This is a genomic window from Fimbriimonas sp. LA-C6 (genome assembly GCF_055398105.1).
In genome coordinates, this window is the sequence record NZ_AP038796.1 from 2,801,326 (window position 1) to 2,827,705 (window position 26,380).

The 26,380-nt window shown below is 54.9% G+C and carries 25 protein-coding genes; 10 read left to right on the forward strand and 15 right to left on the reverse strand.

Translation table 11 applies throughout. The features are described 5' to 3' along the window. Window positions 1-7: 7 nt before the first annotated feature. Both ACZ51B_RS13015 and ACZ51B_RS13020 read right to left on the reverse strand, forming a co-directional pair. Complete coding sequence (locus tag ACZ51B_RS13015; protein ID WP_464293764.1) at window positions 8-1,948, reverse strand: methyl-accepting chemotaxis protein; 1,941 nt, start codon at window positions 1,946-1,948, stop codon at window positions 8-10. A gap of 310 nt (window positions 1,949-2,258) precedes the next feature. Then, window positions 2,259-2,942, reverse strand: coding sequence for a helix-turn-helix domain-containing protein (locus tag ACZ51B_RS13020; RefSeq protein WP_464293765.1), 684 nt, complete (start codon window positions 2,940-2,942; stop codon window positions 2,259-2,261). A 547-nt stretch (window positions 2,943-3,489) separates the two neighbouring features. On the opposite strand from ACZ51B_RS13020, the gene ACZ51B_RS13025 reads away from it, so the two are divergent. Next, the gene (locus ACZ51B_RS13025) at window positions 3,490-4,275 is read left to right on the forward strand and encodes a prepilin-type N-terminal cleavage/methylation domain-containing protein (protein WP_464293766.1); all 786 of its coding nucleotides are present in this window, start codon (window positions 3,490-3,492) and stop codon (window positions 4,273-4,275) included. 28 nt (window positions 4,276-4,303) lie between these two features. Here the strand turns inward: ACZ51B_RS13025 and ACZ51B_RS13030 are convergent, their stop codons facing one another. From ACZ51B_RS13030 to ACZ51B_RS13045, 4 genes are all read right to left on the reverse strand, one after another. Next, the gene (locus ACZ51B_RS13030) at window positions 4,304-5,485 is read right to left on the reverse strand and encodes a tetratricopeptide repeat protein (protein WP_464293767.1); all 1,182 of its coding nucleotides are present in this window, start codon (window positions 5,483-5,485) and stop codon (window positions 4,304-4,306) included. A gap of 91 nt (window positions 5,486-5,576) precedes the next feature. Next, window positions 5,577-6,731: a tetratricopeptide repeat protein gene (locus ACZ51B_RS13035; RefSeq protein ID WP_464293768.1), complete on the reverse strand. Its 1,155-nt coding sequence runs from the start codon at window positions 6,729-6,731 to the stop codon at window positions 5,577-5,579. A gap of 11 nt (window positions 6,732-6,742) precedes the next feature. Beyond that, complete coding sequence (locus ACZ51B_RS13040; protein WP_464293769.1) at window positions 6,743-7,975, reverse strand: AAA family ATPase; 1,233 nt, start codon at window positions 7,973-7,975, stop codon at window positions 6,743-6,745. 25 nt (window positions 7,976-8,000) lie between these two features. Continuing rightward, window positions 8,001-9,560 (reverse strand): peroxidase family protein, encoded by a 1,560-nt coding sequence (locus ACZ51B_RS13045; RefSeq protein ID WP_464293770.1) that lies wholly within the window; start codon window positions 9,558-9,560, stop codon window positions 8,001-8,003. A gap of 192 nt (window positions 9,561-9,752) precedes the next feature. Here ACZ51B_RS13045 and ACZ51B_RS13050 point away from each other — a divergent pair, with 192 nt between their 5' ends. Continuing rightward, window positions 9,753-10,463, forward strand: coding sequence for a LamG domain-containing protein (locus ACZ51B_RS13050; RefSeq protein ID WP_464293771.1), 711 nt, complete (start codon window positions 9,753-9,755; stop codon window positions 10,461-10,463). Here ACZ51B_RS13050 and ACZ51B_RS13055 read toward each other — a convergent pair. Then, window positions 10,450-10,989, reverse strand: a complete 540-nt coding sequence (locus tag ACZ51B_RS13055) for an AAA family ATPase (protein WP_464293772.1) — start codon at window positions 10,987-10,989, stop codon at window positions 10,450-10,452. The genes ACZ51B_RS13050 and ACZ51B_RS13055 overlap by 14 nt on opposite strands. 96 nt (window positions 10,990-11,085) lie before the next feature. Between ACZ51B_RS13055 and ACZ51B_RS13060 the strand changes: the two genes are divergently transcribed. The 4 genes from ACZ51B_RS13060 to ACZ51B_RS13075 all read left to right on the forward strand — a co-directional run bounded on the left by ACZ51B_RS13060 (window position 11,086) and on the right by ACZ51B_RS13075 (window position 13,964). Beyond that, window positions 11,086-11,571 carry a hypothetical protein gene (locus tag ACZ51B_RS13060; RefSeq protein WP_464293773.1) on the forward strand — a complete coding sequence of 162 codons (486 nt, stop codon included), beginning with the start codon at window positions 11,086-11,088 and terminating at the stop codon, window positions 11,569-11,571. A 9-nt stretch (window positions 11,572-11,580) separates the two neighbouring features. Next, window positions 11,581-11,820 carry a Rho-binding antiterminator gene (locus tag ACZ51B_RS13065; protein WP_464293774.1) on the forward strand — a complete coding sequence of 80 codons (240 nt, stop codon included), beginning with the start codon at window positions 11,581-11,583 and terminating at the stop codon, window positions 11,818-11,820. 69 nt (window positions 11,821-11,889) lie between these two features. Further along, window positions 11,890-12,552, forward strand: coding sequence for an MOSC domain-containing protein (locus ACZ51B_RS13070; protein WP_464293775.1), 663 nt, complete (start codon window positions 11,890-11,892; stop codon window positions 12,550-12,552). Next, on the forward strand, window positions 12,549-13,964 hold the full coding sequence (locus tag ACZ51B_RS13075; RefSeq protein WP_464293776.1) for an aspartate aminotransferase family protein: 1,416 nt from the start codon (window positions 12,549-12,551) through the stop codon (window positions 13,962-13,964). The genes ACZ51B_RS13070 and ACZ51B_RS13075 overlap by 4 nt, the downstream gene beginning before the upstream one ends. Before the next feature lie 84 nt (window positions 13,965-14,048). On the opposite strand, the gene ACZ51B_RS13080 is transcribed toward ACZ51B_RS13075, so the two are convergent. After that, entirely contained in the window at window positions 14,049-14,744 is a 696-nt protein-coding gene (locus ACZ51B_RS13080; RefSeq protein WP_464293777.1) for a hypothetical protein, read from the reverse strand. A gap of 74 nt (window positions 14,745-14,818) precedes the next feature. Here ACZ51B_RS13080 and ACZ51B_RS13085 point away from each other — a divergent pair, with 74 nt between their 5' ends. The 4 genes from ACZ51B_RS13085 (at window position 14,819) to ACZ51B_RS13100 (ending at window position 19,087) form a co-directional block, all read left to right on the forward strand. Continuing rightward, window positions 14,819-15,730: a metallophosphoesterase family protein gene (locus tag ACZ51B_RS13085; protein ID WP_464293778.1), complete on the forward strand. Its 912-nt coding sequence runs from the start codon at window positions 14,819-14,821 to the stop codon at window positions 15,728-15,730. Between the two features lie 116 nt (window positions 15,731-15,846). Continuing rightward, window positions 15,847-16,356, forward strand: coding sequence for a hypothetical protein (locus ACZ51B_RS13090; RefSeq protein WP_464293779.1), 510 nt, complete (start codon window positions 15,847-15,849; stop codon window positions 16,354-16,356). A gap of 6 nt (window positions 16,357-16,362) precedes the next feature. Next, complete coding sequence (locus ACZ51B_RS13095; RefSeq protein WP_464293780.1) at window positions 16,363-17,769, forward strand: DUF1800 domain-containing protein; 1,407 nt, start codon at window positions 16,363-16,365, stop codon at window positions 17,767-17,769. A 7-nt stretch (window positions 17,770-17,776) separates the two neighbouring features. Further along, on the forward strand, window positions 17,777-19,087 hold the full coding sequence (locus ACZ51B_RS13100) for a DUF1501 domain-containing protein (protein ID WP_464293781.1): 1,311 nt from the start codon (window positions 17,777-17,779) through the stop codon (window positions 19,085-19,087). On the opposite strand, the gene hemH is transcribed toward ACZ51B_RS13100, so the two are convergent. The 7 genes from hemH to ACZ51B_RS13135 form a co-directional block, all read right to left on the reverse strand. Then, on the reverse strand, window positions 19,079-19,975 hold the full coding sequence (gene hemH / locus ACZ51B_RS13105) for a ferrochelatase (RefSeq protein WP_464293782.1): 897 nt from the start codon (window positions 19,973-19,975) through the stop codon (window positions 19,079-19,081). The genes ACZ51B_RS13100 and hemH overlap by 9 nt on opposite strands. Next, the gene (gene hemG / locus ACZ51B_RS13110; protein ID WP_464293783.1) at window positions 19,972-21,207 is read right to left on the reverse strand and encodes a protoporphyrinogen oxidase; all 1,236 of its coding nucleotides are present in this window, start codon (window positions 21,205-21,207) and stop codon (window positions 19,972-19,974) included. The genes hemH and hemG overlap by 4 nt, the downstream gene beginning before the upstream one ends. Continuing rightward, window positions 21,200-22,195 (reverse strand): uroporphyrinogen decarboxylase, encoded by a 996-nt coding sequence (gene hemE / locus ACZ51B_RS13115; RefSeq protein ID WP_464293784.1) that lies wholly within the window; start codon window positions 22,193-22,195, stop codon window positions 21,200-21,202. Before hemE ends, hemG begins: the two co-directional genes overlap by 8 nt. Window positions 22,196-22,206: 11 nt before the next feature. Next, window positions 22,207-22,881 carry a chlorite dismutase family protein gene (locus ACZ51B_RS13120; RefSeq protein ID WP_464293785.1) on the reverse strand — a complete coding sequence of 225 codons (675 nt, stop codon included), beginning with the start codon at window positions 22,879-22,881 and terminating at the stop codon, window positions 22,207-22,209. A gap of 11 nt (window positions 22,882-22,892) precedes the next feature. Continuing rightward, window positions 22,893-23,879 carry a hydroxymethylbilane synthase gene (gene hemC / locus ACZ51B_RS13125; protein WP_464297185.1) on the reverse strand — a complete coding sequence of 329 codons (987 nt, stop codon included), beginning with the start codon at window positions 23,877-23,879 and terminating at the stop codon, window positions 22,893-22,895. Further along, a complete protein-coding gene (hemA, locus tag ACZ51B_RS13130) occupies window positions 23,842-25,173 on the reverse strand; it encodes a glutamyl-tRNA reductase (protein WP_464293786.1) in 1,332 nt (443 codons plus the stop codon). The genes hemC and hemA overlap by 38 nt, the downstream gene beginning before the upstream one ends. A gap of 157 nt (window positions 25,174-25,330) precedes the next feature. After that, on the reverse strand, window positions 25,331-26,377 hold the full coding sequence (locus tag ACZ51B_RS13135; protein WP_464293787.1) for an NHL repeat-containing protein: 1,047 nt from the start codon (window positions 26,375-26,377) through the stop codon (window positions 25,331-25,333). Window positions 26,378-26,380: the final 3 nt, after the last annotated feature.

Genomic DNA, 26,380 nt, shown 5'->3' on the forward strand with positions numbered 1-26,380 from the left:
TACCTCCTTATGCTGCGATCTTCAGCGAGATCTGCTCTGGCTCAACTTTGAACTGAGACACAACCTGTTGAAGCTCCGCACTCATGGCACTCAGTGTTTGAGCTGCAGCACCAACTTCCTGGATGCTTGCACTGAGTTCCTCAGCACCAGCCGCCGACTCCTCGCTGATCGCAGCGACGTTGTCGATGGATGCCGCAACAGTGCTCGTTCGATGAGCCATGTCGGATGTCGAAGTAGCATTGTCGATAGCCGTCTGAGTTACATCGCCCATCGCTGAATCTGCAAGCTGGGTAACCGATGCAACCTCTTCAGCGTTGCGCGCTACCTGGTCTGCAGCCTTGAGAATGTGCCCAAGCACGTTGCCAGCTGTCTCGCTTCGGCTTGCGCCTTCTTCAACTTCACCCGTAGTGCTTTCAATGGCAGAGACGGTCTCGCCAACCGTCTGAGTCACCGACTCAATCAGAGTCGAGATTTCAGTTGTAGCTTCGGATGCCTGCACCGCGAGCTTTCGGACTTCTTCTGCAACCACTGCAAATCCACGTCCATGCTCACCAGCTCTCGCAGCTTCAATAGCCGCGTTCAAAGCAAGTAGGTTCGTCTGCCCAGCAATCTGCTCGATGCTCTGCACAATCCGACCGATCTGCTTGCCCTGCTCATCCAACTCGCGAACCTTGGTGGCCGAAAGCGTAACCTTATTCTTGACCCGAGACATGGCAGCAACTGTAAGCTTCACAGCTTCGTTACCTTCCTGTGCGGCCGATGTCATCTCCTGAGCAGCAGCGGCAACAGTCTCGATTCCCTGCTTAGCCTTGCGCAGTTGGTCGGTCGCATCGTTGACGGTCGACTTCTGGTTGTTGCTAGCCTGCTGAATCGAATCGCACTGCGAGAGCAGTTCTTCCATGATCGCAGCCGCATCGGTAGCACCCCGTGCAAGCGACTCGCTACCCTTAGCAATCTCAGCGGAAGCACAGCCAATCTGCTCCGAAGATGCCGCAAGCGTGTGACTCGTATGAGCCACAGAGTGGGAACTGACCCCAATGGTTCGGATCACAGCAGTGAGTGCCGTCCGCGCCGTGTTGTACGAATCAATGGAACCTTGGATCTTCACAAGAAGATCGTTGAACGTCTGTGCCATCTGTCCAACTTCGTCTTTCGATGGGTTTGGAACAGGCGCCGTAGTGGTCTCTACCTTAACGGTGAGATCTCCCGTGCTGAACGCCTTAAGTGCAGCATCAAATTCTGAGATGCATTGATCACGCAGCGTAGACATTCTTGCCGCCACAATTCGTACAGGTCCCACAATCGCACCGGTGATAAACCATGCGGAAAACACACCCACGAAAACCGCAACACCGCCCATCAAAACGATGTTCTTCGACGTTGCGCTGGCCGCATCGCTTGCAGCGACAGAAGTAGCCTTACCATTTTTCAGGGTCCATTCATTTAGCTTTTCGAGATCGGGAACAAGCTGTTCGCGAAAGATCCCCGTGGTCCGCTTCTCCATGATTTCGAAGCCCTGCTCAGCATTCGCTTTGGCAATCTCCCCCTTGGCGTTATTCCAAGCTGCCACGTACGCATGCCACTTGTCTGTGATCGAAGCCTGGAGCTTTTTCTCATCAGGATCGTTCACGTCCTTCGAATAATCCTCTAAAGCCTTGTCAGCCTTTCGAGCGTACTCGTCCGACATGCGCACGAGTTCAAGCGCCTTTGCACCGTTTGCACCGCAAACTCGAAACTGTAGTGTTCTCGCCTGGGAGATGTCATATGAGAACTCCCCAAGTTTCGCTTGCTTTGCCATGGCAACCTCGCCCAGAGCATGGGTGGAGTCTTTTAACTTCGACACCCCATTGAACGCCGTGACGATTACCGCCAGGATCAGACAGATGACCAGTCCAAACCCCACGGCAAGCTTCGCCGACAATTTAAGATCTAAAAACCGTTGCTTCATATTGTTCGCCTCGTTCAGGCCCCTATCCAGCCCGCCAATACTGCAATTCGGAGACTTGTTACTAACTTCCCAGTCCACCCCGAATAGGTCGGCAGTCCAAATAAATACAAAACTGACGGTTTTGTACCAAACATCTTAAAGTCATTTTCCTGCAATTAGAAAGCCGTTTGAAATCTCACTAACATGCTAATGAAGTGAACACGGAGAAGAGCAAGTCATGCAAAAAGACTTGATTTGTGAGAAGAAAAATCATTTGTATTTACAAACACATAAGAACTTATACATATCGATCAACGAACTGATCGAATGTTCAATTCAAAGGAATTTGCGCTTCAAGACCGTTTAGACGAGTCACAAACAGCTTTGCAGGGTGTTCTTGAATAGAGATGTGAGCACCAGGTCCAATATGGATATCGCCACAAAGCGTTACCGCAAAGCATTCGCCTGTCTCTAGTTTATAACTACTGTTCTTGAGCGAAATTATGGCAGGTCCACGGAGGACGTGAATGATGTATCTATCCCTGTCCGCCGTTCGCAATTTCCCCTCAGAAAAGACCTCAAGCAGACCAGCGGAGTAGGTGGTTCCCGTAAGTGAACCTACCATGGGTTGAATAAACGCAGTTGCAAATCCCGCTCTCCCCAACCGCAGTCTCTCATATTCAGACTGAATGCCTTCTGGATCGTCTCGAAACACCAGCCGTCGGTCATTTTCACCAGACTTGATCAGCCTGTCGTGATACGTGATGGCCTCATTGCGGTCATTAAAATGCCATCTTGCTGCCGAGGATCGAATGACTACGTGATCTACATCGTTGGTTAAGGTGTCGTCGTATAACGTGTTACGGAATACATTAAAGACTTCGCAAAGCCGATCTTCGGTCTTCTGACTACATCCACGACAGGCCTCAACGTTTTGAACAGTAGTGACGGCTACATCAGCGCGACTTGCAAGTTCACGAATACTCCACCGGTGTTGCGATCGTAGGTATCGCACATTTCTAGCTAAAATATTTCGCTTCAGGCTATGCATTGCAATGGGTTAGTCCGACTTGAAATGTCGTCAGAATCCCAAGACTTCGCAGTCCTGCGCAAAGAATGGAAGAGTTAACTTGATACATTTTCGCCCATCATGTACCAATTCCGCCTGAAAGAAAACTGTTTGTGAAATGAGATATCGCCGCCCTACTTAAGGTCTCACACGCAGGGATATGCTCTTGTTGACTTTCAATTCAGGAGCGAACAAGGACAACCTAGACCGCACCACCGCAGCCTGAGTCATTGCCGTCTACAACCCGTACACGTAAACAGTCGAGCAACTTTGAAGCAAGTCTTCATTCTCAAGTCGAACCAAGATAATCCACTGCTCTATAGCTAAGAACCAAACAGCTACCGGTCAACTCGAATACGATCCAGATGCCAGTTATCCGTGCAGAGCACTTTGCAAATTTGATGAAAGCTTAGAGAATTCTAAGGAAATTCTACCGTTTCGGCAATCTGGAAAGTTTTGTCCAGTATACTCCCAACTCGTTATTGGAGCGAAAATGCGAAAAGCTTTCACCTTGATAGAACTCCTCGTCGTCATTGCGATCATCGCAATCTTGGCGGCCATCCTCTTCCCAGTTTTCGCCCAGGCGAAGGAAGCAGCCAAAGCCAGCGCCTGCCTCTCGAACACCAAGCAACTTGGAATCTCCACCCAGCTTTATCTGGCCGATAGCGACGATCAGATGTTCTACCGATCCTCCACAAACGCTGCGACATCCAGAAGCGGCGCCGTGATCGCATCCACCAACTACCCCGCTAAGTGGTGGAACATGCTCGCTCCATATAACAAAAACATTCAGATATTGAAGTGCCCCAGCGACCCAGGCCCCAAGCTACAGCCTGATGCCGCTGGCACCGTCAATATCCCTCTTTCTTATGTTGCCAATGCTTCCGCTGAGTTCCTAAACATGTCCCAAGTAGACCGCCCCGCAGATGTCATTCTGCTCGGCGAGAAGTGGGACAAAGATGCCTCGGGTGCGGTCAATGGAGAGACCTGGCTCGAAGCATTCGATGGCGATATGAGCAACGACCCAGCCCGCCCTGGTCACATGTTGAAGTTCGCCGACCGGCACTCCAACGCCATGAACGCCACCTACTTTGACAGCCATGCCAAGCGGGTGACACCAACTGCCATCTGGGCCAGCCCCTGGCTCACCGGCTGCGTCCTCGTCCACCGGTACCCAACCACCCGCATGTGCGACATCAGCTACGCAGGCTGCATCCGAACCAGCGACGAGAATCTCTGTAACAAGTGGGCTCTCCAGAACCCATACCCTGACAACTAGGGCTGACCGGGTTGCACTGAGGATCGCCTCAGTGCAACCTCGACCAATGGACGCATACGTTCAAGATATTGAGGAGCGTAAATCCACCAAACAACACACCCAACCCATGCATCAAGATGAGCTTGGATCTGTCGGAAACAGTTGAATAGCTAAGCAATCCGATCAAGATAAACCCAAACGAGGAGAAGAACATTGCATCTCCCCAACGTTTGTCAATCGTATAGGCGTAGATGGTCGCGCTGCTCGTCAAAAGCAGAAACAGGAAGTATCCAGACTGTGCCTTCTCCCACCCCGTCAGAAGGTATTTTGCCTTCGGGTGGAACCGCAGAACCACGTTCGAGAACGGAAAGTAGAAGATCCAAACAACGAAGGCTCCTAGCATCACAACCAGCAGCGGCAATGCCACGAGCGAGAGCCAAGCGGGTTCCTTTCCAAGCTCATGTTGCGCAAGCCCGGCCGCATATATCCCCCCAAGGATCAAGACACTTGAAGACTTGACGTGTTTCTTGCTAGCAAAGCTACACGCGAGAAGCCAGCGATAGGGCAGAAAAGTAGCCCGTAGAGACTCCTTCAGCCCCGTCCGCGCACCTTTACTATGAGGGTCAAGTTTCAGAACCTCAACATATGCATCAGCCGCCTCGCGCACTTGCCCCTCTCTCAACAAGGCATTTGCATGGATGAGATGCGCGACTGAGCACTCCGGCGTGGCCGCCAAACTTTCGAGGCTCGCCTTTACAGCCCCCTTTTCCAGCGCATAAGCCATGCTCTCTGCCCGAATCTTGAGCGCTCGACTGTACTCAGGATCAAACCCAAGTGCACTTTCAGCGAACTTCTTGGCCTCGGACCATTGGCCCTGCCGGAACAGGCTCACTGCGAGATCCGTGAGTAGCGCTGGATCGTTCGGATGCGACCGAAGCGCCTGTAGAGCCACCACCTCAGATTGCTTATTCTTCCCCTGACAAACGAGGATATAGGCATAGATGTGTTGATGAGTGGCCCCGTTAGGATCCATCGCAATGGCCTTGGCCACGGTCTGCTCGGCAAGGACATATTGCTTCAACTCCGCATGGCAGATAGCCAGATTGGTGATGGAATAGGGATTCTCAGGATCAACCGCCAGAGCACTCAACCACTCAGGAATCGCCTGTTCATGCCGAGCCACAGACATCAGGTGTAGTGCCCGAGGAACATGAGGGTTCGGACGCCTCACGCTAAGAACCTCTCAAGCAACTGAAGTTTCACTCCGATCTTATCCCAGGTTTAGGCCTTTCCCCACCCAAGCAAAGACACCGGCATCACACTTACTTATGGACCAAAGCTAGGACCAACACACCCAGCGTAAGCACTCCACACCCAACCCCTATCAAATGGCTGAACACAATTCGGGTCTTTTCCGAAGAGGTGAATAGCGTACACACCCCAATCATTCCCAAACCGATAAGAGCAGAGACCGCCGGAAGCCCCAAATTCGAATTGAAAAGTGCTCCAAGCCCGCACAAAGCGGCCACCGATGCAAACCCACCAAAATAGTTCGCCTGAATGAGCTCCGACCGAGAGAGCATGTACTTTGCAACCGGATGAAAGCGAATGATCAGGTTGGAAAGCGGCACCACAAAAATCCACCCGTACAACAAGAAAATCACCACCACCAGCATGCTGGTCCCAATCACTTTCAGCCAGATCGAGCCTTGCTTGGCCGTCTCGGTAAACACCGCACGCAGCATGGTCAACAGGATAAAAATGGGCCAGTACGACTTGGTGTAACGTTGGCAAAAGAACTGATAGGAAAGCTGCCACCGATACGGGGGAAACAAACTGCGCACCGCAGTCTTCAAGCCTTCTCTTGCCCCATCGTCCAGTGGATCAAGACGTAGAGCGTGACCAAACGCCTCCGCCGCCTCGCGAGTCTTCCCACCTCGCAGAAGCGCATACCCATGAGCCGTATGCGCACTCGGTTCCTCAGTGTGGATCGCAAGGTTCTCAAAGCTCGCTTGAATCGCGCCTTTATCACCCAACACAGAAAGACAGTGAGTCCGAATTAAGAGCGCATACCGATTCTCAGGATCAAGCTCCAGGGCCTTATAGGCCGCTTGCAAGGCAGGCTTCCACCGTTTCTGGTCTGCCAAACTCCCCGCCAAAACGGCATGAAGGTCATCGCTCTCAGGATTTGACTGTAGGCCCTCTCTCGCAACCTTTTCCGCTTGCTTGGGCTGGTCGCTCCGGAGGAGCAGAAGCGCGTAAACGTAGATCGGATAGTATTTGTCTGGCCCCAATGCAATCGCACGCTGCGCATTTGCAAGCGACGAAACCCGATCACCAACCTCCGACTGGCATAAAGCCAAGTGCGCCATGTACGAAGAGTTCTCAGGAGCAAGATTCAGCGCCGCAAGCCACTCGGGAATCGCCTCGGCATGCCGTTCGATTCCCATAAGGAAGCGTGCCCGTTCTTCATGCACGTTCCCAAGTTTCAGAGAAGCTTCCTTGAGCGCATGTACTCCACAAGGGCATCATACGCCCCACCCTCATTCGCAAACAACGCGTAATTCTTCGCAGTTTCAAACCAGGTCCGTGTAGAGGGACGCATGTCTTTAAGCACCCGCTTAAAGTCGTTCGCCTCAATGGGCCGAACCTTGCCAGCACGAATCGCATCTGCCATCGCCACCTCAGTAGCAGACTCCACCGCATGCGCCACATCGGCACCCGAAAAGTCATGACTCAGCTTCGCCAACTCCCCAAAGTTGGTAATGGTATGCGGCTTCTCCCTTAAATTAGACTGGAAAATCGCTTCCCGCGCAGCAGCATCCGGAGGTGATACAAAGACCGTGCGATCAAATCGCCCCGGACGTTTCAACGCAGCATCCACATCCCAAGGGTGGTTGGTGGCGGCAATCACATACAAGCCCTCATTGTCCACATCCACGCCATCCAGCTCATTCAAGAGCTGGTTCACCACCGAGGAACCAGCACTCCCTCGCTGTAGACTGCGCTTACGACCTACCGCATCGATTTCGTCCATGAACAGCACACAAGGACGAATACGCCGAGCCGCTTCAAACAGGTCATGAAGCTGCCGCTCACTCTCGCCAAGCCACATATTGAGCACGTCATTCAGCCCAATCGTCACGAACTGCATGCCCATCTCGCCCGCAATCGCCTTCGCCAGGAAGGTCTTGCCGCAACCTGGAGGTCCATATAACAACAGCCCACCCCGAAGCGTCTTGCCGTACATCTTCCGAATCTCCGGGTTCCTCAACGGCCCCAGAAATGCGAGATCAATCCGCTCCTTCACATCCGCAAGCCCGGCAACGTCCGACAGACGAACCCTACTCGCTTCAGCATCCAAGGGAATCACAGGCGGAGCATCCGCCTCAACCCGAATCGGGGTGGGATCATCCTCAAAACCTCCAATAGGCGGACGATCAAGGTTCGGAATCGTGTTACCACCCAACGCCTTAGCCAAGCGCGAATAGCTCTCAGCCAACTGTGTCTCCCCAAGCGCCCCCGCCACCGTAGCACCCAACTGAAGCGCCTCCAGGTGATCCGGCTTCCGCTTCAAAACCTCTGCCACATGCGCCAGGGCTTTTGCATTCTCGGATGCACCGCTGTATAGATGAGCAAGATGGGCGCGGAGCGCCAGATTCTCTGGGTCCGCCGCCACTGCCGACTCAAGCGCTAAGAAGATCGATGGGTCTGTCGCCACGCGGATATATTAGCTCAGACCTAGGTCACCATTTGAACTTCCAAGTGCTTTGGGTCATCGAGATGCGTGCATCCCCCACTCCGACCGTGTTTCGGTTAAGAATGTCTCGCAGCGAAGCCGTGTTCTTGATACAGTTCATCCCCAACTTAGTGAAAGTCTCCTCATTGAACACATGCTCCGAAAGCAAAGGATTGGTGAGCGCCTGCGAGAACGCATCCACCGCCACCATCCCCTGCAACAACTCGGGCAAAGGTGAGTTGGGAACCGTGTCCTCCGCGAACAAGCCGATGTAGAACTCCACATCCTCAACCCGCTTGTACTTCGATCGAAGAAAGTCCACCACTTCCTTTCGGGACGAAACCTGGCTGAAGTCCGTCGGCACAGGCAGCCCCAGATACTTACGATAATCCACATATGCCGCCACACAGCAGATCCTGCCCTGATTAATCGCCGACTCCTCGATCGGAACTAGCGCAGCCGTCGTATTAAACGCCTCAAGGTGCCCCGCAGCCTGAGAACTCATATCGATAAACCCCTGAAGAAGCCCCGTCTCTAGAAGTGGACGCGTATCGAGCATCGTGCTGCCAATCGGATAAGGCTTACCACCCCAACTAATCACATCCGGGATAAGCGAATGCCACCGATACAACAAGCTGAACTCCGTCGTGATCCAGTTCGGCTTATTCCAAGGCGCATTCCATGCCACCGAAGGATCTGCCTTCAGCGTCATCGGAAGCGGATTGATGTGGTTGATGTACTCTTCCACCACGATCTTGATGAACACCACGATCACGATGTTCCGAGCCGTCTGAAAAACACGCTCGTCGTCCCAAGTCGGGTTTGCCCGCTCCAACTCACCCGCAAGTCGATTGTGCTCCCTCAGGAACAGAGTATTCATCATCGCAATCTGAGGAGTCGTATTCGCCCGATCCCCACCCACCGCAAAGATCTTGGATAGTTGGTCAGGGTCCGTTACATTGCTAATGCCTAACGGCGGGTCAAGATCTTTGAACTCCGGCTTGACCTTTCCGTCCGGCCCCATCAAGAAAGGCGGATACTCCTCCGAGCCAATCATTTGCGACTTCAAACGCCCCAACTGCCCCGGCGTCGAACTCTTAAGCCGCAGCGCATCCGTATGACTCTGCAACCGCCCATACAACGCACACAGGTCAATCTGGTGGTTCGAAGTATTTCGCTTCCGAACCTGGTCCGATTCATCTCCCACCGGCATCCGTGTTCGGATAAATCCATCCGTCAAGTACTGCGCAAAAGATGGAAACAAACAGGTGGACTTCGGACTCAAAACCTGCTCCGCAGGCCGCCGGAAGAACTCCGCAAGCTCGTCAATGGGCGGGAGATCCGTCAAGGTCTTGGCAGGAAGGTGCCGCGCACTCCACGTCATATCCGTAAGCGACAGCCAAGAGGTGTAGTCGCTCACCGTGCTCCACGGGTGCGGACGGTATCGACACGAACTGACCATCGTGTTGATCGCAATCCTATTGAGCTTCGCTCCCAGCCAGGGCCAGCGCTCCGCCAGACCCAAAAGCGGTTGCAAGATGAATCTCGGCAATCCAGTTAACTTCATTTCTTCTCCCGATTCGCACTTTGGTTCGCGCGATAAAAACACTGCAAAAATACTTGCCTGCAAGTGACTGGACGCATTATACGCCCATCGCCACGAGATCGTAAGAGGAGCTAGGCGTAACGACCAACGCTTGCAACCGTCTTACTCTGCGTACGGAGGTTGAATGTGATTTGGATGGGAGCTGCATTGGCGATGACGCTAAGCCAAGGACCGAACCCGGTGCTATGGCTCAATTTGCGAGGCGATATTTTGGTAGCAGGGAAACAGGTCAAACCTCAGGTGAGTCCTGGAGTATCAAAACAGTTTCTTCAACCAGGAGTGGTCTACAACTTCTTCGGACCCAAGGGAGGCATTCTGTTCGGCGACCTGCCCGATCTCGCCCTGAGTGGCTCCATCACAGTCTCCGCTTGGCTGATGCCCAACAAGTACGTCACAGACGGCCCAGGCGCACAGATCCTCTTCCGAGGAGATGATCGAAATGGCCTGGATCCATACTCCTTCACCATCCTCGGCGACGGCACCGTCAACTTCGGAGTCCAGAACGAGAACCAAGAAGGAATGGTCGTCAAGGCCGAGATTCCACTCAATAAATGGACCCACGTCACGGCAAGCTTCAACGCCAACTCAGGCGAGCTCATGATGTACATCAATGGCACCAAAACGGCCTACGCAAAGACCTCAAAGCGCCCCCTGATCATGCTGGATCGTAACTATGCACCAGGGATCGGAGTCGGAAATGTCCAAAACAACCACGGCCCTCACAACCAACCGTATCGTGGACTACTCGCCGACCTACGCCTCTACTCAGCAATCGTAAGCCCTGAAGAAGCAGGCTATGACGGCCCCAAAAACGTTGAGAGACCTCCCTTGCTAGCCCTACGAACCAAGCTCAACAAGAACTAAGAATCCGACGCGCGACCTCTTCCGGAGAGAGGTCGGAGTTATCAATCCTCAGGTAGTTGGCGGCGGCATGCCCCTCCAAAATCGCGGGGTGCATCCAACGGATCGCCTCCGCCAGCACCTCAGGATCAAAATTCTTGGTCCTCGTTGCGTTGCGGTGCAAGCAGGTCTCAACCGGCGGAGTGAGCAGAACACGAACCGGAGACCATGCGGCCAAAGGCTCTAACATCGCATCCGCTTTGTGAGGCGGAATGTTGTCATCAATGGCAACGGCAAAACCCGCCTCCAAATAAAACCGAGCCATCGCCGCCGCACTCTGACGAGCAAGGTTGAACTGAAGATTCGCCTCCTCCGTCCAGTTCGGTATAGGATGCGCCATGCCGGACACCACCTGATCCCGCAGGTCATCCACCGAAATTCGCAACCCAAGAGGGAACATCTGGAGTAACGCTTTACAAGTAGTCGTCTTCCCAGAACCAGGACAGCCCGTGATCAGAAACAGCCTTGAGGCCATCTGCGTATTTTGCATGTTCCAACTGGCAATTAACCAAAACGATCCGCTAAGGTTGAAGTACAGATGTTAGGTGACTGGGCTTTTGCAATCGTCATAAGTCGCCTACTGGCAATGAAGCCACGGGTTACAAAACAGAACGGCAACCTGGTCGTAGTATCCGGCTTGCGCTCGATTCTCTTCACCCTCGGCGCCTATATGCGAAAGGTCACCGTGGACCCAACCAACCGCCTCATCAGAATCCAAACCCGATGGTTCTGGTTCTTTACTAAATCAAGAGTGGTGCTTTTCGACCGCGTCCACGATGTGCTCTACTCCTATGCAGATCTCTCACCGGGCAGCGCACTGCCCATGAGCAGCTATCAAGAACAAGACCTCTTCACGGTAGGACTCCTCGTCGATGGTAGGGAGCATTTATCACTATTCAGGTTCTACGGGCAAGGCTCGTTCGTCAACAACAGCGTCTGGCCAGACTGGTGCTACTGGGACAACTTTGCGCTCTCCCGCATCACCCAGACCAGCCAAGAAACAGAGTCGATGCTCTTCGCCGAACTACTCTCTGTCATGATCGGTGTGCCCGTCACCAATCCACTTACGTAGAAGATTCTTGTGAGCGACTACAAACCCATCAGCTGCGAATTCCACGACCTCCTCGAATCGGCCGCCACCACCCGCAACGAGTGCGTGGTCCGCTACAAGGACGGGGATAAAGAACTCGAGATCCACGGTGTGGTTGCAGACGTATTCACCCGCGACAAAGCCGAATACCTCAAAATGAAAGACGGCTCCGAGATACGGCTAGATCGATTGGTATCCATTGATAACCACCGACTCCCGAGTTCATGCTGATTTCCATCGATCTGTGCTGGTCTGGCGAGACACCAAATCGAGCAGAATGCAGTTGTTAGGGTGATCTCTATGCCAAAGCTGATTTCCATTCAGGTCGGGTTGCCTACCGCTTACGGAGTAGAAGGAACTGAAGATTACTGGGAAACCGCTTTCTTCAAATTCCCCGTCGAGGGGTCCAGGCTTCTAAGCAAAACTCAGCTAGAAGGAGATGGCCAAGCAGACCTACGCTTCCACGGCGGACCCGACAAAGCGGTGCTCGCCTACTCAGCCGAAAACTACCCCCTCTGGAAAGACGATCTCGATGTCGATTTCCCAGGAGGAGCGTTCGGAGAGAACTTCACCTTCGCAGACATCACAGAGAAAGACGTCTGCATCGGCGACCAATACCAACTCGGCGAAGTCACTCTAGAGGTTTCCCAACCCCGTGTCCCCTGCTGGAAGCTTTCCAAGCGTTGGGAAATTGAGGACCTAGCTCTCCAAACCCTAGCCAATGGACGCTCTGGCTGGTACTTCCGAGTCCTGAAAGAAGGCAAGGTGGAACCCGGACTCGATTTAGTGCTTTTAGAAAGGCCCTATCCACAATGGACCGTCGCTGAGGCAAACTTAGTGATGCATCATCGCAAGAGCGACATCGAGGCAACTCGTGCTCTCGCAAACTGCCCCGCTCTCGCAGAGAGTTGGCAAGTGCCGCTAGCCCGGCGTGCCAGTAAGTCACAAGGATTCCAAGCTTGAACTATAAACTCCCCGTTTCGACCCAACAGATCCTATCTGGCGGGTACTCCTCCGAATCTGTAATCGAAGCCGAACTCCGAACTGGCAATGGCGACCTCATCGACGCCCTCAGAGTCGCAGGTATCGCTGGCCCCTTCGAGTCAGTCAACCCTTGGGAGCTCAAGGACGAAAACGGCGTGGTGCGCGTCTATGCGGGCGGCTACGCAGCATCCCCATTTGGAGAAAGATACCAACCGCTCATCCAGTTCATGACTCAGTTCCTCAACGAGGACAAGTCAATGGGACTCCCTCAACAATCGAGTTCCGCTTGGCGTGCTGCCCTCGAAGACGGCCTGATCGGCTTGCTTGCCTCGGTAGCCCCCTCCCACAAAGACTCGCGAGTCTTCCTCTCCAACAGCGGTGCAGAAGCCATTGAGTGCGCCGTCAAACTCGCCAAGGCCTCCCGACAAAAGTCGACCAAAATCATCAATTTTAAAGGCGGCTACCACGGCAAAACCTTCATCCCTCTCAGCCTCACCCCGAACGAGGAGTATCAGGGAATGTTTCGCCCGCTCATGCCCGGAGTCGAAACCATCGCTTACGGAGATATCCAGACCTTCGAAGCCACCGTCAAATCGCTCGGACCCGACACAATCACCTGCGTCATCCTAGAACCCCTGCAAGGGGAAGGGGGCGTAGTGATCCCACCCGATGGCTTCCTGAGAACCGTCGGCGGAGTGTGCAAGAAACACGGCATCTTCGTGATCGCAGACGAGATCCAGACCGGCCTCGGACGCTGCGGTACGTGGTTCGAAAGCATCGCCCAGGGACTCGATCCCGATATCATCACCCTTGCCAAGCCTCTCGGAGGAGGCCTTGTCCCCATCGGTGCCACCATCGCCCGAAACGCCATCTTTAAGAAGATGCTCGGCGGACTAGGCAGTAAGCGCCACTCCAACACCTTCGGCGGAGGCTCGTTGGCCTGCGCAGTCGCCCTCAAATCACTGGAAATCCTAATCGAAGAAGATCTGCCCACTCGATCAGCAAGAATGGGAGCCGAAGGCCTAGAGCGACTGAAAAAAATCGCCGCCGCTCATCCAAAACTCATCGAAGCAGTCCGCGGCAAGGGCATGCTCTTCGCCATCCAATTCAAACCAGCCCTCCCCGTCGCCACGCACGGCCTAGTCGGAGAACTCACATCCATCCTAGGCCTCTACTGGCTCCACCAAGCCGGCCTCCACGCCAACTTAAGCCTCAGCTCCAAGCGAGTCGTCCGCCTCTCACCAGCACTCAACATGCCCGATGAAATCTGGGAGAAGATGTGGACCTGCGTAGAGAAGTTTGCCGACGAGCAGGAGAACTCCTTCAAAATGCTCCGAAAAGCTCCTCCCAAAATGCTTACAGGACTAGGAATGCTCTCGACAAGAGGCTAAATTAGGTGCGATGGTGATGCTGGCCTAGGCGCCTTACAAGGCGCCTAGGCCTACCAACACAACCTTGCTTTACTTCGCAGCTACCTACAGAGCCACAAGCCACTCCGCCGCCGCAACCGAGTCCATACGATAAACCGGAATGCACTTCGGAATGAACCAGTGGATTCCCTCAAACGCCCATCGCATCTTCGCCTCGTCATCAAACAAAGCGGGGTCCAAGTTAAACACCAAGTGAGAGGCTCTATCCGGCCGCTTCACCACCCCAACCTTGGGAACACCAATGTGGAGACTCTCTTTCATAAACACCCGCAGAGCCTTGCGGACCGCCGGTGGAAGCATCTGGTCGTTCGGAGCGCCGCACTCAATCTCTTCAGCGTCCTTAATCACTTCTTCCTCATAACCTTTGGGCTCAGGATCGTCCCAGAAGCGCGGAGGAACAAACGTTCCATACAGCTTCCAAGCAATCACATCGCCAAAGTTGAAAACCCAAGCAGGCTGATTCTCCGTGTTATGAATCACAACCCCAACCTCGTGCTCAATCAGATAATCCAGCATCAGCTCAATCGACAACGGTTGAAAAGGCTTGCCAGGCTTAGGTGGATACAGACCGAAGTAAACAAAACCGTCCGGACCAAAAAAGCACTCGTTCTCCCCGATGGTGAGAGGTGCCTTAAACGCCACATCCGAGAAGTGAGCCATCCAATCGTCGTTTCTCAACTCGTCTGGATCGGCGAGCATGGTATACAGTTCGACCGTATTTTGTAACTGAGTCTCATCCATTTACTTCTTCATCACCTAAACAATTGAATCGGGTCTTAACGGCTTCATTATGAGGCCCATGTACACTCCGCACTATGTCGTTTTTGTTCTCTCGGCGGAGTTTATTGGCAGCAGGTGCGGTCTCGATGCTCCCGACTATCGGGAAATCGAAATCCCTGCGCATGGCCCACATGACCGACTTTCATGTGCAACCCGAACTCGGCGCAGCAAAAGGAGCCGCAAAAGCGATGCAGCACGCCATGAACCTCCGGCCCAAAGTGGACCTCGTCATGGTAGGCGGAGATCTCATCATGGATGGCTTCGCACAAACCGAAGCCCGCACCAAGCTCCAGTGGGAACTCTATAAGGGGCTCGTCAAAGAGAACATCCACGTCCCAATCCACCACGCCCTCGGCAACCACGACGTCTGGGGATGGGACAAAAAAGACAGCCACACAGACGGCAGCGAAAGACTCTGGGCCAAGAAGTGGTTCAAAGACGTCTTCGGCTACGAGAAGACTTATCACAGCTTCGACCTCAAAGGTTGGCACTTCGTAGTCCTAGACAATATTCTCCTCACATCCGACGGCTACAACGGTCTGGTAGATGACGCCCAGATGGAGTGGCTGCAAGGGGACCTAGCCTCCACCAAACTCCCAACTGTGGTCATGTCCCACATCCCACTCCTCTCCGTCACCGCACTCGTAGGCGGCTACAACACAACCTCCGGCGAATGGAACATAGGCGGAGACGTCATGACCAAAAACCTCGATCCCATCCGAGCACTCTTCGCCAAGAACCCACATGTCAAAATCGCCCTCAGCGGCCACATGCACATGATCGACCGCGTCGATTTCAAAGGTGTCTCCTACATGTGCAGCGGCGCCGTATGCGGCAACTGGTGGAAAGGTCCACTGGACGGCTTCGAACCAGGCTACCGAGTCCTAGACCTCAATTCCGACGGGACCTTCGAAGAGCAGTTCATCAAGTGGGGCTGGCAAGCCTAACAACGATATGTAGTGGGCCATTCGGCCCAACTTGCAACTTTCTCAGCGGGCCTTTGGTGCCACAAGGCTCTCGTAAACCTCATCCAGCACCTATGGTGTTCTGTGAGGTTTAACCCATGGTAACTGCTGGTGATGTTCTTTCCGTTGTCGCTTTTCTCGTTGGACTCAGTTTAACGAGCTGGGCTTTGATCGTCTCTTTTGGCCTTCTCTTCTCCGACCGCGTGGCAATCGCCAAAGAGGCCGTAGAGACCGCTCCTAAAAAGAGCATTGGTTTGGGGCTTTTGCTTGTCCTCATCCCAGGCCTTCTCTCCGTCGTTCTTCTAAGCCAGCCGCTACCGCTAGGCAAGCTTGTCGGTTGGGTACTTCTGCTCTCGCTCCTAGCCATCGGCGTCCTCGGTGCCGCAGGCATCGCCCACTCCGCAGGCCAGCGCATGAAGCAGATGAGCCCAGACCTCAACGACTACACGGCTTTCGTCAAAGCAGTCGGATTCCTCGTTACAGGAGCCATGGTCCCCTTGCTCGGCTGGTTCGCATTCGGCCCCATCGTGATGGTGGCTTCCCTGGGCTGCGGTTGGAAAGCGATGTTCACTCGCGAATATCAGTCCGCACTAAACGAAGTGAGATAACCGTCTATGGAAGTAAGCCGTCGAGATTGCCTCCGAGCCGGAATCGTGGCCGGAGTAGGAAGCGCCTTAATGGGATGCGCGCCACTGGCAAACCGTCTGGCCAATCACCCCGACGCGCGTCCCCTCCCTAAGGGAGACACGCGTCCGGCCAAAAGGCTCCTCGATAGGGTCGCCTTCGGCCCCCGCCCAGGCGACATAGCCCGAGTGGAAGAGATGGGGCACGAGGCCTATGTCCGCCAACAGCTGGCAGCCTCGCAAACAGAGGATGTAAGACTCCGAATGCTGCTGAGCCGCCTCGACGTGTACCGGCTCAGCACGTCCGAACAGTTCGATCTCCCCAAAGGAGTCGTCATGGCTCAACTGCAGCAAGCGGGCATCTTGCGCTCCGTGTATGGGCAAAACCAGTTGTTAGAGCGGATGGTCGACTTCTGGACCAACCACTTCAACATCTACGCCCCCAAAGCCGACGGCACGTTCCGACTCGGCACCGAGGAGCTCCAGGTCCTGCGCGCCAACGCACTGGGTAAGTTCCCAGACCTCCTCAGCGCCTCGGCACACAGCCCCGCAATGCTGACCTTCCTCGACAACCCGCAAAACCATAGCGGAAGTCCCAACGAAAACTATGGACGCGAACTCATGGAGCTGCACACCATGGGCGTGGGAAGCGGCTACACACAAAAGGATGTTCAAGAAGTCGCCCGCTGCTTCACAGGCTGGACCGTCGAAACCCGCTTCCTGAGACCCAAAGGGAAGTTCCGATTCGACGAGGACCTCCACGACAATGGCGCGAAAACGGTTCTAGGCAACACCATCCCCGCAGGGGGTGGGCAACAAGATGGCGAGAAAATCCTAGAGATCTTATGCAACCGGCCTGAAACCGCCCGCTTCATCTCGAAGAAACTCGTCACCTACTTCCTAGGCAAAGAGGACAAAAACTGGACCGACGCCCTCGCAAGCATTTTCCTCCATACCGGCGGCGACATTCGCCAAATGCTAGAGCCGCTCCTTCTTTCAAAAGAGCTGCTCGAAAGCACCCCGCGCCTAAAACGCCCCTTCGACTACATGGTCTCAGCCATGCGAGCCGTGGACTGCGACACAGACGCCGGACACCAACTCCAAGACCACCTCACCAACATGGGGCAAGCCCTCCACATGTGGCCCATGCCCGATGGCTACCCGGTGAGAATGGCCTCCTGGACCGGTTCGATGCTGCCCAGGTGGAACTTCGCCTACGCACTCGCAAACGATGAGATCGGCGGAACATCCGTCAAAGCCACCGGCGACTGGTTTGAACTAACCCACGGTCGAAAACCAGGCACAGAAGACGCCGAATTGACCAAACAAATAGAAGCATCCACAAAGAAAGAAGCCCTAGCACTATGCTTAGCGTCGCCAGGGTTCCAGTGGGCATGAGGAGTGTATGAAAACGGATTGGTGGACATGTGACGGCGGCGGCTCAACCAGACCCGAGTCGCGAACTTTTTCAAACTCACTCGGCGTATCCCGGAGGAACCTCCTCGTTGGCGCTGGCCTGGGTCTCGTGGGCTGGACCAGCGTCAAATCGGCCCTCGCCAACGTAACCGTAAGCCCAGATGGCAAAGACAGAAACGTGTTCGTCTACGTCTTTCTGCGTGGAGGTGCCGACGGCCTCAATATCGTAGTCCCCCACGCAGAAGACGCCTACTACCGAGCACGCCCAACCCTCGCTATCGGCCGTCCCAAAGATGGCAAAGTCGTCGCCCGAGCAAGAGCACTCGACCTAGACGGCTTCTACGGACTCCATCCGGCACTCTCGCCCCTCCAAGAGCTCTATCACGATGGCAAGATGGCCGTACTCCACGCCTGCGGCTCGGACGATCACACCCGCTCCCACTTCGAAGCCATGTCCGCCGTCGAACGCGGCGCAGCGCACGAAGGCGTCGGCCCAGCAAGTGGTTGGCTCGCAAGACACCTGAACTCCACCGAATCGACCACCGATTCGCCACTCCGAGCCATCTCCTTCAGCGAGACCGTCCCCGAGTCCCTCCGAGGCGCAACACACGCCATGGCACTCACCTCCCTCAACGACTTCAAACTCCAAGGCACGGCGGGGTACCAAGAGAAACTCCGCCGGCTCTACAACGTCGGCCGAGACGAAGTCAGCCACGCCGGTCAGCTCACCATGAAAGCCGTCGACGCCCTCAACCAGCTCGACCCACAACACTACAAAGCCACCACCGGAGTCGAGTACCCAACAAGCGATCTCGGCCAAGGCATGAAGCAGGCCGCGTGTCTCATCAAAGGCAAAGTCGGCGTGGAGACCCTATGTCTAGACAAAGGCGGCTGGGACACCCACGTCGCTCAAGGTGCAGACATCGGCTGGCAAGCCCTGCTCCTCCAAGACGTCGGCCAATCGCTAGCAGCATTCGTAAAAGACCTCGGACCTGAGATCAACCGAGTCACCATCGTCGTGATGTCCGAGTTCGGACGCCGCGTCGCAGAAAATGGAGGATTCGGAACCGACCACGGACGAGCAGGAGCCATGTTCGTACTCGGCGGAAACGTCAAAGGAGGCAAAGTCTATGCGAAATGGCCAGGTCTCGAAGCTCATCAACTGGATAAGGTGGGCGATCTTCGGGTGACCACCGACTACCGATCGGTGCTCGGTGAGATCCTCACAAAACGAATGGGGAACACCAAACTAAGCGAAGTGTTCCCCAACTATTCCGGCTCCCAAGTAGGCCTATTCTAATAAGAACTGCCGCGCCATCAGCTCTGCCAACGCGTGCAGAACCGCGGGATCGTTGCCAATCGTCTCCGCTCGACGGAAATTGAGATTCAACTCATCGCACCGATCCCGCGCCTCAATCCCGAGGTCATACAGCACCTCAAGATGGTCCGACACAAAGCCCACCGTGCAAGAGATCACGTTCTTGTAATGAGGTGCATGCTCCGAAATCACATCCAAAATGTCAGGCCCCAGCCAAGGCTCACCCGTCTGACTGGCACTCTGAAAAGCAAACGTCCAGTGAGGAAGCGCCGCCTTCTCAGCAACCAAACGACTCGTCTCCAACAGCTCATCCTTATAAGGGTCGCCATTGGCAACAATCTTCTCCGGCAACGAGTGAGCCGAGAAAATCACCAACGTCTCGTCCAGATTCCAATCACCAACCTGGTCGGTCACACGCTTCGCCAACCCTTCAATCAGAGCCGGCAAAGTTCCCCACCGCTCCAGAATGTCCAGATGGATGTTCTCCTTCGCATCCTCCGCATACTTCTTGTACGCGGCAATGCTATAGGAAGAGAAGTGAGGTGCTAGTACAACGCCCAGAGCCCGCTCAACCCCATCCGCAACCATCTGCTTCACAGCATCGGCGACAAACGGCGAGGTGTGCTTGGTGCCGATATAGATCTGCGCATCAAACCCCAGCTTCGCCAAGCCTTCCCCAATCGATGCAGCTTGGTTCTCCGAGATTACTGTCAATGGCGAAGGCCCGCCAATCGCCTCATAGCGATCCACCAGATCCTTCAACTGCTCCGGCGAAGGCGCTCGCCCCCGACGGATGTGAGTGTAATAAGGCAGCACCTCGTCCATCGAAGCAGGCGTGCCGTAGTGCATGACAAGAAGTCCTAGTTTCATAAGCTTTCAGCGATTTTTCGGGCCGCATCGCGCCCCTGACGAAGACAGTCGGGAACACCGACCCCACGATAACTTGTTCCAGCCAACGTAACGTACGCTGGCAAAAGCGATTCAATCTCGGCGAGCTTGTCCAAGTGCCCAACCGTGTACTGAGGCAAAGCATCCATCCAATGATCCACGCGCGAGAAAATGGGATTCCCCGTAATGCCCAACAAAGGACGAACAGCCGCCAAAGCATCCGTCTCCTGCCTCATAAACACCCGCAATAGCACCGTCGACTCAGGAGCCCGCCCCTTCCACTTCGCGCTGCTCCAAGTCGCACCGGTGATCGTGCTCGGCTCACTCGAAGGCACCAAAAATCCGGTGTGGTTCAACTGCAGCTCCACATCCTCTGCGCGAAAAGCAAACGTAGCAATCGAGCTAGACCGATGCTCAATCCGCTCAAGCCCACACCCCGGCAACAAACCAGCAGCCCGATTTGCGGGAACCGCCACCAAAACCTCATCAGCCTCAGGAAGCACCTCACAGGCATGATTCAAATGAACCCGCGTCCGCGAAAGCCGATGCTGAAGCGCCTGCACCAGTGTCCCCATCCCGTCACGAAACGACAGAAATGAGGGCTTCCCGGAAGCCGCCGGAACCTCCGAACTCAACGAACCCTTCTGGCGCTCCAGAGCCAAATAGCCCGGATAAAGAGCACGCATACTCAGGTTCCCAGCATCTCCCCCATGGGTCCCCGCCAACAAAGGCTCCGCAACCAACCGCGTAAACTCAGCCCCAAACCTGCGCTCAAAGAACTCGCGAATCGACTCATCGTCCGCAGTCCCACGCGGCTGCTCAGGCTCCGCCAAAACCCGCCGCTTCGTCTCCTCAGAGAGAAAATCCGCCGCCCAAACAGCCTCCGCATGGACCGAAGAAAGCGTCACCAATCCCGCCGGTACCGTATGCAAGCGCCCTCCAATGAGCATCGCAAACGCTTTTGCCTGAGGTTGAATCAGCTGATCCTCCAGCCCCAATTCCTCGACCAACTCCATCACACCAGGCTTTAGAGAAAAGAAGCAATCCGGCCCCCGCTCCACCAAAAACGGGTCCCGATGCTCCGTCTGAAGCTTGCCCCCCAGAACTGGTGAAGCTTCATAAAGATCAATTTCCGCTTGAGTGTCCTGCTCAAGACTCAGAGCTGCCACCAGGCCGGTTATACCGCCGCCGATGATGGCAACTCGTTTAGCCATTCCGAACCGTCTCCACAAGCTGCTCCACATTCTCAAGCGGAGTTTCAGTCAAGATGCCGTGCCCAAGGTTGAAGATGTGCCCCTTAAGCCTTCTCCCTTCCTCAACAATCCGACGCGCCTCGCGAGCCACCGTCTCCCGATCCGTATGAAGAACCGTCGGATCAAGATTGCCCTGCAAAGGAATTCCCGGAACCAGAGCCGCAGCATGCTGCAGAGTCACACGGAAATCCACCCCAATCACATCGCCCCCCGCCTCGCGCTGAATAGGGAGCAACAAGGGATTCCCCGTACCAAAATGGATTGCCGGAGCCCCCAAAGGCTTCAGTCGCTCAAAAATCGACTTCATATGCGGCAGCAAATACTCTCGATAAGCCTCGGGAGAAAGACTTCCCACCCAAGAGTCGAACAACTGAACTGCGTCCGCGCCTGCCCGAATCTGCGCAGCCAGGTAGTCCGCCACCACATCCGACAGAAGGGCCATCAACCGATGCCAAAGCTCCGGGTTGCCCACCATCATCGCCTTCGTATGCCGCAGATCGCGAGACGGCCCACCCTCAATCAGATAGCTCGCTAACGTAAACGGAGCACCCGTAAACCCAATCAGAGGCACACTCAACTCACGCTTCAATCCGCGAATCGATTCCAGAACAAAAGGCAGCCCCTCTTCCACATCAAACCGACGCAACCGACTGAGATCGTCCAAAGACCGCACCGGAGCCTCGACGACCGGCCCAACGCCCTCCTTGATCTCAAACGGAGCACCCATCGGCGTAAACGGAACCGTCAAATCCGAGAACAGAATCGCCGCATCAAACCCAAACCGACGAATCGGCTGAAGCGTCGCCTCAATCGCGATATCCGGCGTACTGACTGCCTCCAGCATCGTCCGCCCCTTGCGAAGTTCGCGATACTCTGGCAAATATCGCCCCGCCTGCCGCATCAGCCAGATCGGCGGACGCGGAGTCTGCTCACCTCGACAAGCCTTCAAAAAGAGATCGCTCAGCGGACAAACTCCTCTTGAGTCAGATAGAACCCAGTGATCAACGGCGTATCCAAAAGCGTATAGCGTCGCGCCTCAGTAGCGCGCAAACCGTTCACCAGCTCACTAAATTTCGGCAAACTCGGAGTCTCATAAGCCACCACAAACTCCTGATCCTGCAACCCAAAGGAGTACAACAGCAACTGCTTGATCTCGGTGTACTGCTTCCCAAGCTTAATGTGCTCATTCATCTGCCCCTGCCGCGCATCCATGCTCATCAGGTACCACTCCTTGGTCTTACTAAACGGATAGGCCACGAAATAAGGCGCCCGCTGACCGTCAAAAGGATCCATATCCTGCTCGCTCTTTCCACGGGAGTAAGTAGAAATCCGGGTGTAACCCCAAAGACTCTGAACCGGCTTCACAAACTGCCTCAACCCTTCCAAAGCAGCCTGATACGCCTTAAACGCATCCGCCGTCTTATCCCCGTCCTCACTCACCTGCCACCCCGACCAAATCAGAAAGTCCGTATCGGACCGCGCAGGAAACACGGAGTAAAAGTGGGTCGCTTCCGCAAGCCCAACAACAACCTTAGCGAGGTTCTTGCGTACGGACTTCCGAGCCTCTTCACTCAAGGCGAAGTAGGCATCGGTGTAAGCGTAGGTTGAGTACAGATTGAGTTGTCGTTCAGACATTCGAGAATTTCCTAAGATTGAGTAGGGGTTGAATCGCGTTCGCGAAGAACCTCATTGACGATATCGAATGCACCCTGTGCACCAAAAGCCTCGGCCAGATGGACCCCAAGCTCCTCCGGCGAATCCACTTCGCCGAACTCGCCACCAAGGATCTGCTTCGTCCCATCAGGAGAAGACACACACCCTTCCAGTTGCAGTCCATCCTCCGTAACACGGGCATAAGCACCCACAGGCACAGAACATCCGCCACCAAAAGTTGCGAGAAACGCACGCTCCGCCTTGCTAGCAGCAGCTGTGTTCTCATCATGCAAATGCGCAATCTTCGACTGAGTAGAGCTATCCTCCGACCGAGTTTCCAAAACAAGCACCGCCTGTCCTGGTGCCGGAACAATGGCCGTCACCGGTTGGGGCCAAACCACCAAATCCTTATATTCCGACTCGCTCCACGTGTCGCCGCTCAAACCCAACCTGTTCAAACCAGCCACCGCCAGCACAATCGCGTCGTACTCACCGTCCATCAGCTTCCGAAGCCGCGTGTCCACATTCCCCACAAGCGGCTTGAACGAAACATCAGGCCGTAGCCTCGCAATCTGAGAAGTACGCCGCAGGCTCCCAGTCCCTACAACCGAGCCCTTGCGCAACTTATTGAGGTTCGGCCCACGCGAGATCAAAGTGTCCCGAACATCCTCACGCTCCAAATAAGCCGCCAGACAAAGACCCTCCACAGGAGTCGTGGGCAAATCCTTCAAACAGTGGAGCGCCACGTCAATCTCCTTCTTCAAGAGCGCTTCCTGGATCTCCCGCACAAACGCACCAAGCCGGTCGCGATCCCCGCGATCACCACTGGTCTTGATCACCACAATCTCAACTTCAAGCTCAGCGTGATGGGCCCGAATCAGATCAGAAACCATATTCGCCTGGGCCAAGGCGAGCTTGCTGCCACGGGTACCGAGACGGAGCTTAACTTGCTTGCTCCTTCGTAGAGAGTCGGAACACACGCTCAACGGCGGCGCGTTCCTGAGGAGTCAAAGACCCCTTCTTCAGTTCTTCAATGGGAGGCGTTAGCATTCCAATTACCATTCTGCGAGCTAGGTCCTCGAACACGCGACGTTCCTTCGCGGAAAGGTCGGGCAGCTGATCTAAGGCCCAACCTAACGTCTGCTGTCGGACAGCCTCACCATGCTGAACCAAGCCCCGAATCGTTGAAGACGCTCGGCGCTCCTTGAGAGAAACCTCAAGCTTCTCAAGCTCAGCTTCTAACACATTCATCGCCGCAGGAATCGCAGCATTCCGCGCCTCGGCGTTCTCCGCACACTGGCTCGCAAGCGCATCCACGTTGAGCGTTTCGAGCTCGGGAGCCTCTACGTTCCTAGGAATCCCAAGGTCAATCACCAACGGACGAGCGCCAGAAGAAACGTGCCTCGAAGTAACGATTGGGCTTGGAGCCGTGGCCGTCGCAAACACCACATCTGCGTCGGCTAGCGCATCCTCCAACTCAGCCAACTCACCAAATTGGAACCCAAAACGGTCCGCCAGCAGCCTCGCGTTCTCCACTGTCCGGTTCAACACCTTCACTTTGGAGGCTCCCACAGACTGAAGCTCCTTCCCGATTCTCTCCGCGAACTGCCCCGCGCCAATCACCACCACGTTCCGATCTTTCAACGGACCCCGAACACGCCCGGCCTCGCGCACGGCCAGAACACTGAGGGAAGTCACGTTCTTACAGAGCGCCGTCTCAGTCCGCACGCGCTTACTAGCTTCAAGAGCACGCTGAAACAGAAGGTCCAGTTTGGAACCAGAAAACCCGCTCTCACGCCAAGCAGATTTCACTTGAGCGACTATCTCAGTCTCCCCAAGCACCGCAGAATCCAATCCAGAAGCCACGCGAAACAGGTGACAAGCGACACACACATTGGACTTCCGATAAAGATGCGGCTCTAGCTCATCCTCCGCAACACCCGTGGCCGAAACATAAGAAGCCAGGATCTGATGCGACGCTCCCCCAAACGTGTAGACCTCAGTCCGGTTGCAAGTGGAAAGCACAACGGCCTCAGCAACTCCATACTCTCGAAGAAGACCCAAGAACCGCTCAAGCTTCTCCCCGCTCAAAGCCGCTCGGCTACGCAAAGAGGTGTCCGCCGAGCGATAGCTTAGCCCGAGGAGCCGAATCGCGTCATTGTCCTCAGAAGCCGCAGAACGAACCCGGCAGTAGGTCGAGGGCACCGGCGTCAAATGGAGCGTCGCCTCGCATCCAATCGACTGTTCCTGTATGAGACTTAGACTGCTGACCATAACCTCACTCGCCCCTTCCAATAAAAATTCTGGGGATTCAAGCAGGCAGGAGGTTTATCAGATTTGATGATCCGCGTTGCGTTCTAACGCTAATTGCGAATCTAACACAGCGAGTCCGCCCCACCCAAGTATCGAGGTTAGGCGGACTCGCGACACATTATCGAATTCTCTTAAGAAGAGTAACCCGACCGATTGGCACCCACTCGGCAACAAGAATATCGCCGTTATTCAAGAACATCGCATCGTGCGGGTGGATGAACTTGCCAGGGATGAAGTCCTTCCGCGGATGGTCGCGCAACTGGCTCGGATCGCCATCGCCCAACTGCACAATGACCTTGTTGTCCTTGTCCAAAATGGTGATGACACTCGCCAAATCCGGCACCAACATCTCGTCATGCCGAATCGAGAAGTGACAGGGCTGTCGCATCCCTTCCGTACAGAACTTGATGTGCTTGCCATCCAGGCTGAAATACTGAATCCGCCTGTTGCCACGGTCCGCCACAGCAAGAACAGGCTCACTTCCACGCGAATCCACCCACAGACCATGCGGGCAGTTCACCTTCCCAGGATCAGTCCCCTGTCCACCAAAGGTGCGTATATAGTTGCCCTTCATGTCGTACTGGTGGATCCAGCTGGAGCCATACCCGTCCCCAACGTAAAAGTCGCCATTTGGTGAGAAAGCCACATTCGTAGGAGTAAACGGCGCTCCGTCCTTATAAACACCCGCCTCACCAGGCGCCCCCGTCTCCCAAATCACCTTGCCATCAAGAGTCGTCTTGACAACCTTGTTGTGCGCAACGTCGCAGTGATAAAGGATCTCTTCATGACCCTCTTTCCTGAGATCGAGACCGTGAGCACCGCCCTTAAACCGATCACCCCAAGAAGTCACGTACTTGCCATGCTTGTCATATTTGACGATGGCATTGTCACTCTTACTAGCGCCATTCACTGTGTGAGCAAGATAAATGTTGCCTTTCGAGTCCTGTGCAACGCCATGCGTATCTCCAAAAGCCATGCCGTCTGGAGGAGTGAGCCAGTCGTGGATGCACTCATACTTGTGGGACCCACTGCCCAAAATGATCTTATCAGGAGTGCCGGGGAGCTTTGGAAGCCTTCCCATGGACAGCGCTAAGCCTGCTCCACCGGAGTACTGCAAAAACTCACGTCGGCTGAAGCCGTTTGCTTCGCTGCGTCGCCTTTCCATAAG